The following is an 8,595-nucleotide window of genomic DNA, read 5'->3' on the forward strand; positions in this document are numbered from 1 at the left end:
TCCTTACAATTCCTTGTCCGATTAATACACACATTCAAACTCTGCTTTGGAGTTTACACAAAATTCTTGACACACCCATGAAAAGCGACTATAAGTGATAGAAACAGTATCGAAAGGATTAAGAATAGCTTCTTCATAGCCATACCTCCAAACAATCGCATGCTGTATAAGAAAGGGAGTAGTCATTTTTCCATACCACTCCCTAATCAATTGCCAATTATTCTGACTATTTTAGTCTATTTGATAAAACTATCAATGATAGTTATAATAGAATGCCGCCTGTTCTCCAAATGAAGTCTCAATATATGCGTAGGAAGTCTGACCTGCTGGCGCTGCCCCTCTACTAGAATTTGAGTTCCAACGACTTACTACTGTCGAGGTATGGTACTTGGAACCGTGATAGTAATTAGAAAAAGCACCGCCAGAAGTAGCTCCATATGTCCAAACACCACCGTCAGGATACTAGGTTGCAGCAGAAACTGTTCCGATGTAAAAGAAAGATAAAACAAAAATAGCAAACGCAAGAAATACCTTAATTTGTTTTTGTATCGTTCTAACCATAGCTAACTCTCTTCTAAAATAAGCAACTAGAATCAAACAACATGAAACCGATTTCATTTATATTATACATTACTTACACTAAAAATACTATAAAAATATCAAAGTTTTTTAAATAAATTAAATTTACCTATTTAATATGAAAGACTACTAAAGGGCACCTCTAAAAACTAAATTTATGAAAATCTAAATGTTGATTTATCAAGGTTTGAGTGATTCAATTTGAAGAACAACTGGGGTTTTTAGAGCCCCCCTTATTCTCAAAACTTTCCTTAACTTTTTCTTCAAGATCTTTACTGGAATGTTTAGGCTTTGATTTGTAGTAAAAGCTACTTCTAGAAACACCTAGAGCTTTACATAGCGCTTTAATTGGGTATTTTGAAGATAATTTGGCGATTAGTTTCTTTTTTGTCCCAAAATCAGCGCTGCGGACTTTAAAATATCGACCTCCATTTCTTTTTCACGCAGTTGTTTCTTAAGTTTACGAATTTCCCGTTGCTCGGGCGATAAATTATCTACATGCTTAAAACTACCTGTAGTACGGCTTTGTTTCAACCAACGATCAACTGTACTAGGATTGAGGTCATACTCTGTGAAAACTTCGGTACGTGGCTTACCGTTTTCAATCAAGGCAACAATTTGAGATTTGAATTCTTTTGAAAAAGTGCGACGTGGTCTCTTTGACATCATTTATACTCTCCTGTGTAATAAAATAATTACCCCACTCCTTATAAATTCTGTACAGATTGGTGTAGCTAATTCAAAGTAGGAAATACAGGGACGCTTGCTGGAAATTGGAGGGCAAGCGTCCCTTCTTTTCTATATGACGGAATACTTCTGGTCTTTAGAGGTGCCCTTCAGTATTATAAATACGTTTTACTGTCAAACTCCCCTTCTTTTACAAATTGATAAGATGCATTTAAGACAGCTCCGATAATGAGCACTCTGGCGATTAGGATAAACCATAAAATCACCGCAAAGAGCACGACCGATCCGACAAACCGATAGTCTGTGAACCGTCCCATAAAACGAATCAAATAAAGGTTGATAAAGCCATTAAAGAGGTAGAGAACCCCTGTCACCAGTAGCACACCAGGGAGGGTATAGCGAACCCGCTTAATGGCCACATTGGGGAGGGTATAGTAAAGGAAAAACAGAAGCAGGATCAAGGGGACCATGCTCCAACTACTCAGACCTCGAAGCAGATCTTCCAGGGGAAGACTCCCTAGGTTTAGCCAGGTCTTGACCTGCTCCAGTAAATAGGATGAAAAGAGACTGAGGAAACTCAGGGTCAAAATCACCACCTGCAAGAGCACTCCCATGACTAAGCTCAAGAGCCGGGACAGTAGGTAGTTGGTTCGTTTCTCTACACCATAGACCCGATTAAAACTCTGCTCCACCATCCACATGCTGGAGGACAAGGTCCAGAAGGCCGATAAGAGGGCAATACTCCAAAATCCCGTAGAGGGTTTAGACAGGACCCCTTCAATCAGCTGGGCTAAGGTTGGGTAAAGACTGGCTGGCAACCAGGCTTTGAGATAGGCCAAAATATCATCAGCGTTGATGGGTAAATAGGGTAAGAGGTTGGCAATAATGATGAAAAATGGAATAAGGGATAGCATCAGATAATAGGCAATAGCAATGGCCATCACCTGACTATCCGCTTGTCCATAAAAGCGTCCCAGGGCAAGCACCAGTGGTTTCTGACCCACCTTCGAGAACCATGTTTTTATCATTTCCATTTGTTTCATCCCAACCTCTACTCTCTTGATAGCTATATATCACCAATTACACATATACCGATTTCAACCAGAAAGACTCTTAGTAAGTTCCTTCTTCCCCTTGACTTGTTAAAATCACCGGACCATCCTTGGTCACCACAAATTGATGTTCATACTGACAAGATAGGCCACCGTCCAAGGTCTTATGAGCCCAGCCTGTTTTCATGTCGGTATCAATTTCCCAAGTCCCTTGATTGATCATCGGTTCAATGGTTAAAACCATCCCTTCCCGAAGGCGTAGGCCACGGCCAGCCCGGCCATAATGAGGGACCATTGGTTCCTCATGCATGGTTGGGCCAACGCCATGCCCAACTAAATCACGGACAACCCCGTAGCCCTTGCTTTCTGCATAATCCTGAATGGCTGCTCCAATATCACCGAGGCGATTACCGACCTGGGCAGCCGCAATACCGCGATAGAGGCATTCCTTAGTCACATCCATCAATTCCTGAACTTCTGGTACAACCTGACCAACGGCATAAGCCCAACAAGAATCCGCAACACCACCACGGAAGTCTTCAGACAAGCGACGCATGGTTGGAACGTCATCAAAATCCAAGCTCGCTACATCCAATTCCGCCTTGTCCACCAAGCCAACAACCATGTCGACCTTGATCAAATCGCCCTTTTTCAATTTCTGATGGCGGGGAAAGGCATGAGCAACCTCATCATTAAGCGAGCAACAAGTCGCATACGGATAGTCCATCAAGTGGCCCTCAACCCCAATTTGGAGCGGTAGAGCATTGTCTTCCTTACAACGACGACGCACATACTCCTCAATTTCCCACATATCCATTCCTGGTTTAATCAAATCCCGCAAGCCTCTATGAACGCTAGCCAAGAACTCCCCACTAGCCTTCATCAAATCAATTTCACGTTGGGATTTTAATGTAATCATAGTTTCTCCTTATTGTACTGTAATTTCTATTGTAATTTGAGCAACTGCCTGCTCTTTTTCTTTAAATAACACTTGAAAAACACGACTAGTCCGGCTTTGATGGAGGAGAGTACCCTCTACTAGCAGCACCTCCTCCACCTCAATCGATTGAAAGACATGGACCGAAGCCGAGGTCAGATAGAAACCCGAGCCGGCTAGCGCCAATTCGGACTTGGTCAGCTGAAGGGCTACCTCTGTCAACCCCCCCGCAGCCAAGCTCCCCTGCTCATCCAAAAGCGAGGGTGCCACGCGCAAGCGGTAAGAAGATTCACCCTTTTCCAAATAGGGACGGACCTGTTCGGAAAAAGTAGCTGCCAGTTCACTTCTACCTGGGCTCCCATCCTTAATCAAATCTTCCTTGCGGAGAACCCCCAACAGGCGGTTTTCTTCGTCGATAATGGGCAAAAATTCCATCCCCTGTTCCATCATTTTTCGCTGGGCCACAGCCAGACTGGTATAGAGTTTGGCTGTGGCAGATATGGGATGCAGTAATTTTTCCAGACTGACATGCCCCGCCTGACCGCCAATTTCTTTGAGGTTGACCAAACCTTGGAAAAAACCAGCTTCATCCACAATGGGGCAGGTCGAGATATGCTTTTTCTGAATTAGGGTCAAAAAATCACGGACCTGGTGCTGATTGGTCAGAAAACCAAATTCCCGAATCGGTGTATAACTGTCTGCCACCGTTAAAATATGGGACTTTATCCGCCGCTGGGACACGGCCTGGGAAATCCGACTAGCCACCTGATAAGTATCCTCACTACTGGATAGAATCGGGATTGACAAGCGGTTGGCCAAGTCTAAAATCTTCTCTGCCACAGGGAAACCACCCGTCACCAGAACCGCACAATCATGGTGGAGGGCTAGTTCCTGAACAGACATCCGGTCCCCCACAATGACCATGCCCCCATCCTTGAGGTGGGTCACCACATTTTGGCGCGACATGGCTCCAATACTGAAGGCTGAAAACTCCTTATCCAAGCCATCAGCCCCGGCTAGCACCTGAGCCTCAGTAACCTCAACAATCTCGCCATAGGTCAAGGGAGTCTGGGCATCATCCTTGGGAGAAACCCGAAAGGTTCCACTCCGGGGACGAGTTTCCACCCAGCCCCGGGTTTGGGCCTCTTTAATGGCACGGTAGGCTGTGCCCTCACTGATGCCTAAAAAATTAGCCACACTGCGAACACTGACCTTTCGACCAATCGGCATAGTCTCTAAGTAGTTTAAAACTTCTTGATGCTTACTCATCAGTCCCTCGCTTTCGTCGGAACTCTACATAATCCCGCATTTTCCGGGTATAGCGATCACTGCCCTTAAACTGGCGATACAAATTAAAGCCTGCTTTCTCAGCGACTCGCTGACTGGCCTTGTTCTCAAGATGAGCTTGGAGAATCAGAATCTGAAAGCCCTCTGGGACCAGTAGAATCCGGCTAAGGGCCTCTAAGGCTTCCGCCATCAGTCCCTGACCCCAATACCTTTTATCCAAAAAATAACCAACTTCCGCTTCCGCAGACATTTCTTGAATTTTTTCCAACCGAATAACCCCAATCAAATGCCCCTCATGGGGATCTTCCAGAACCCAGGTTCCCAAGGGATTTTTTAGAAAGGCATGGGTCCACAGGACCAAACTTTCGTCCAGGGTCTCCTGGGCTGGAAAAATGTAGACCACATTCTCCGGATCATGGGCCAGGGCATGAAAAAACTCCAAATCCGTAATCAAAGGCGGACGTAGGTGAAGCCGGGGTGTTTGCAGAAAAGAATATTGGGCTAAGTGGGTCCATAGAGTCATAAGCGATTCTCCTGATAACCGTAAGAAAAGGGAGTGGGGCAGAACTAAATTTGAAAAAATTTAGTTCATAGTCCCACCCCCGCAAGGCTGATTTGGCCCTCTTCCGAGCTCGAAAAGCGAGCGAAGAGGCCAATCAGCTACTGCGTCAAAGGCATTTTGCTAACCAAAGTCAATGAGACTAGACTTTGGTCTCAACCTCCCCTCATGCTAATCTTCAATGAGATCAATAGAGGCTCCCAAGTTGCGCAATTTATCAATAATATTGGAATAACCACGCAGGATAAATTCCACATTGGTAATCTCTGTCTGACCTTGAGCCATCAGTCCAGCTGTCACCAAAGCTGCTCCTGCGCGTAAATCCGTTGCCTTCACCTGCGCGCCATGTAAAGTGTTAGGACCTTCGTAGCTAATCTGGTGGCCAATGGTTGTGATACCTGCTCCCATGCGTGCCAATTCCGGAACATGGTTGACCCGTTTTTCATAGATCGTATCCAGGATCAAGCCACGTCCCTCTGCTTTCAAAAGCAAAGGTGTAATGGGTTGTTGGAGATCCGTCGCAAATCCTGGGTAAGGGGCTGTTTTAATATTGATGGCCTTCAAGGATGCTTGTTTTTCGACAAAGACACTATCCTCGGAAACCGTCATCCGCACACCCATTTCTTCCAACTTGGCAATAAAGCCTTCTAAATGTTCGTAGAGTACGTTGGTAATTTTAACACCTTCACCAACTGCTGCCGCCATGGCGATATAGGTTCCGGCTTCAATCCGGTCTGGAATCACCTGGTGACGGGTTCCATGCAGACGTTCCACCCCTTCAATGGTAATCACATCCGTTCCGGCACCCCGAACGTGGGCTCCCATATTGTTCAACAAGGTTGCCACATCGATAATTTCCGGCTCCCGCGCCGCATTTTCAATGACAGTCTTACCTTTGGCTTTAACCGCCGCCAACATAGTATTGATGGTCGCCCCCACAGAAACGGTGTCCATATAGATCACAGCTCCATGAACTCCCTGGTCATCGGTTGTTAAATGCATGGAATTCCCCTCATAGGTCATCCGTGCTCCCATCGCTTCAAAGGCCTTCAAATGCAAGTCAATGGGCCGAGGTCCAAGATCACAACCACCTGGCAAACCGACCGTAGCCTCGCCAAAACGGCCCAACAAAGAACCATAAAAATAGTAAGAGGCACGTAAAGAATTAATTTTCCCATAAGGCATCGGCATAGACTGCACACCGGACGGATCGATTTCCAGACTATCTCCATCCCGCTTGACGGTGGCCCCCATGACCTCCATAATATCAATCAGGCTCGCCACATCTGAAATATCCGGCACACCATCTAGGGTCACCACATCCTCTGACAAAATAATGGCTGGAATCAAGGCAACCACACTATTTTTGGCACCCGAAACTACCACCTCTCCCTTAAGAGGGCGTCCCCCATTAATCACAATTTTTTTCATGTTGATAGACTCTTTCTTGAAACTAATAAAAAACCAGTGGTTTGCCACGATTATATCACATTTTTAGCTCCCTTGCTAGAGTCGGGAATCTAGTTACCTATTTTATTTTAGGTTCGTGAACAAAAAAACTACCAGTTCTCAAGTAACCAGTAGTTTCTCTCTTATTGGAAAAATGCTTGAAGAGCTTCCACCTTATCCAGGCGTTCCCATGGCAAATCAAGGTCTTCCCGTCCCATGTGGCCATAAGCAGCTGTTTGCTTATAAATCGGCTTTTTCAAATCCAACATCTGGATAATCCCTGCTGGGCGTAGGTCAAAGTGAGCGCGCACAGCCGCTTCCAAAGCAGCTTCGTCTTGCTTGCCAGTCCCAAAGGTGTCAATCCGAATCGACACCGGCTGGGCAACCCCAATCGCATAAGCCAACTGAACTTCAGCCTTCTCAGCCAAACCAGCCGCGACAAGATTTTTAGCAATATAACGAGCGGCATAGGAAGCTGACCGGTCTACCTTGGTCGCATCCTTACCTGAAAAAGCACCACCACCATGACGGGCTGCCCCTCCGTAAGTGTCCACAATAATCTTCCGGCCCGTTAAACCTGAATCCCCCTGGGGTCCCCCGATTACAAAACGGCCCGTTGGATTGATAAAGTAACGGGTCTGGTCATCCAAAAGCTCACTTGGAATCACCGGAGCAATGACTTGCTCTTTGACCAGCTGCGCCAGTTCTTCTTGGCTAACATCTGGATCATGTTGGGTTGAAATGACCACCGTGTCAACACGCCTTGGCTTCCCAGCAGCATCATACTCAACAGTAACCTGACTTTTAGCATCCGGTCTAAGATAGGCCACCTGCCCAGACTTACGCAAATCTGCCAAGCGTTTAACCAATTTGTGAGACAGGGAAATAGCCAGCGGCATCAATTCCGGTGTCTCATTAACCGCAAAACCAAACATCAACCCCTGGTCCCCGGCACCAACCTGATCCAGAGGATCTTGATTGTCCCCCTGACGCGTTTCCAAGGAAGTGTCAACCCCTTGGGCGATATCTGGAGACTGTTCCACCAAGGATGGATGGACACCAACCGTTTCCGCTGAGAAACCATATTCGGTATTGGTATAGCCAATCTCAGCAATGGTATCGCGAACAATCCGGTTGATATCCACATAAGCCTTGGTTGAGATTTCCCCAAAGACATGAACAGAGCCTGTATAGACTGCTGTTTCAGCGGCTACATGGGCATCTGGATCCTGTTCTAGAATCGCGTCCAAAATGGCATCGGAGATTTGATCAGCAATCTTATCTGGATGTCCTTCTGATACGGATTCTGAAGTAAACAATTTACGTTCAGACATATATGTCCCCCTTTTAATTAATCGTCGTTAAAAAGTTACAAAGAACTAGCCGAAGCTATCTTTTCGGGACTCATTAACTCTTCCAGTCTACCATATACAGATAGGAATGTAAAAGATTTTGGGATTAATGGAAGAAACTACTTTCTTGGATCGCTTTTTGGACCTGTTCTAGTGGGATTTGGAGCAGGGTCACTGCTTTTTGTTGATAGAGTTCTTGGGCATAGGAATCCATTCGGTAGTCGTGAATGTAGACAACCCGTGAGCAGCCGACCTGCAGCAATTGCTTGGAGCAATGCAGGCAGGGAAAGTGGGTAACATAGGCTGTAAAGTCCCGGGGAATCCCCCGTTCAGCCCCTTGTAAAATCGCATTCACTTCTGCATGCAGGGTTCGCACACAGTGGCCGTCGACCACTAAACAGCCTTGATCAATGCAGTGTTCGGTCCCCGATACAGAACCATTGTAACCGGTGGAAACCACTTTGTGATCATGAACCAATACCGCTCCAACCTGGGCCCGGGTGCAGGTGGAACGATTGGATATGAGTAGAGCCTGGGCGGCAAAATATTCATCCCAGGCCAGTCGTTGATGGGACATACCTTTTCCTCCTAGATACTAGACAATTATAGCACATTCGAATCATTCCCGTTGTCTCTGATCCGAGGTATACCAAGGGAATAGAAGAGTATAAAAAGAAAAATCGCCACGGTAAA

At 46.0% G+C, this 8,595-nt stretch carries 8 protein-coding genes and 1 pseudogene; all 9 read right to left on the bottom strand.

Annotated features, from left to right (window positions below; all coding sequences use genetic code 11):
- Nucleotides 1-252: 252 nt before the first annotated feature.
- The 9 genes and pseudogenes from N4310_RS06120 to N4310_RS06160 all read right to left on the bottom strand — a co-directional run bounded on the left by N4310_RS06120 (nucleotide 253) and on the right by N4310_RS06160 (nucleotide 8,479).
- Nucleotides 253-561 (bottom strand): annotated as a pseudogene (locus tag N4310_RS06120) (lactococcin 972 family bacteriocin).
- Nucleotides 562-954: 393 nt separating this feature from the next.
- Entirely contained in the window at nucleotides 955-1,248 is a 294-nt protein-coding gene (locus N4310_RS06125; protein WP_160332514.1) for a transposase, read from the bottom strand.
- 173 nt (nucleotides 1,249-1,421) lie between these two features.
- Entirely contained in the window at nucleotides 1,422-2,309 is an 888-nt protein-coding gene (locus N4310_RS06130; protein WP_262092486.1) for a YihY/virulence factor BrkB family protein, read from the bottom strand.
- A 70-nt stretch (nucleotides 2,310-2,379) separates the two neighbouring features.
- Nucleotides 2,380-3,237 carry a methionyl aminopeptidase gene (locus tag N4310_RS06135; RefSeq protein ID WP_262092487.1) on the bottom strand — a complete coding sequence of 286 codons (858 nt, stop codon included), beginning with the start codon at nucleotides 3,235-3,237 and terminating at the stop codon, nucleotides 2,380-2,382.
- A gap of 9 nt (nucleotides 3,238-3,246) precedes the next feature.
- Complete coding sequence (locus N4310_RS06140; RefSeq protein ID WP_262092488.1) at nucleotides 3,247-4,524, bottom strand: DRTGG domain-containing protein; 1,278 nt, start codon at nucleotides 4,522-4,524, stop codon at nucleotides 3,247-3,249.
- Nucleotides 4,517-5,065, bottom strand: coding sequence for a GNAT family N-acetyltransferase (locus N4310_RS06145; protein WP_262092490.1), 549 nt, complete (start codon nucleotides 5,063-5,065; stop codon nucleotides 4,517-4,519). The genes N4310_RS06140 and N4310_RS06145 overlap by 8 nt, the downstream gene beginning before the upstream one ends.
- 207 nt (nucleotides 5,066-5,272) lie before the next feature.
- Entirely contained in the window at nucleotides 5,273-6,532 is a 1,260-nt protein-coding gene (locus N4310_RS06150) for a UDP-N-acetylglucosamine 1-carboxyvinyltransferase (RefSeq protein ID WP_262092492.1), read from the bottom strand.
- A gap of 161 nt (nucleotides 6,533-6,693) precedes the next feature.
- The gene (gene metK, locus N4310_RS06155) at nucleotides 6,694-7,884 is read right to left on the bottom strand and encodes a methionine adenosyltransferase (RefSeq protein ID WP_262092493.1); all 1,191 of its coding nucleotides are present in this window, start codon (nucleotides 7,882-7,884) and stop codon (nucleotides 6,694-6,696) included.
- Between the two features lie 124 nt (nucleotides 7,885-8,008).
- Nucleotides 8,009-8,479 (bottom strand): deoxycytidylate deaminase, encoded by a 471-nt coding sequence (locus tag N4310_RS06160; protein ID WP_160332521.1) that lies wholly within the window; start codon nucleotides 8,477-8,479, stop codon nucleotides 8,009-8,011.
- Between the last annotated feature and the right edge of the window lie 116 nt (nucleotides 8,480-8,595).

This window comes from Streptococcus danieliae (assembly GCF_025447695.1).
Taxonomy (GTDB): Bacteria; Bacillota; Bacilli; order Lactobacillales; family Streptococcaceae; genus Streptococcus; species Streptococcus danieliae.